At 64.7% G+C, this 580-nt stretch carries 1 pseudogene; it reads left to right on the forward strand.

Annotated elements, in window-relative coordinates:
* Nucleotides 1-580, forward strand: a pseudogene (locus FUT88_RS24070) (flagellar hook protein FliD); the annotation flags it as partial.

Here is a 580-nt window from a genome sequence, read left to right on the forward strand (position 1 = left end):
GCAGCTACGCCGTGAACGTGACGCAGCTCGCCACGCAGGGCACGCTCACGGGTTCGGCGGCTGCCAATACGACTATCACCGCGGGTGTGAACGACACGCTCGCGTTCAACATCAGCGGCATGTCGGTCAACGTGACGTTGGCGGCCGGCAGCTACACCGCAGCGACGCTCGCTGCGCAGATTCAAAGCCAGATCAACGCATCGACCACGCTGCAGAACGCCAAGGTCAACGCATCGGTGTCGGCCGACGCCGGCGGCGTGCTGAGCATTACCGACAGCCAGTTCGGCTCGGTGTCGGCGGTGTCGGTGTCGGGCAACGGTGCTTCGTCGCTCTTTGGCGCAAGCCCCACGTCGACCAACGGTGTAGATGTGCAAGGCACCATCAACGGCGTTGCTGCAACCGGTTCGGGACAGAACCTGTATGGGATCAGCGGTTCTGCCACCGACGGTTTGACCGTGCAGGTGGCGGGTGGCCCGCTGGGTGCCCGCGGCACGGTCACAGTGCAGCGCGGTTACGCCGCTCAGCTCAACACGGTGATGACCAACCTGCTGTCGTCCAGCGGCATGGTGCAGAACGAGAC

The organism is Ralstonia sp. TCR112 (assembly GCF_007997035.1).
GTDB lineage: Bacteria > Pseudomonadota > Gammaproteobacteria > Burkholderiales > Burkholderiaceae > Ralstonia > Ralstonia edaphi.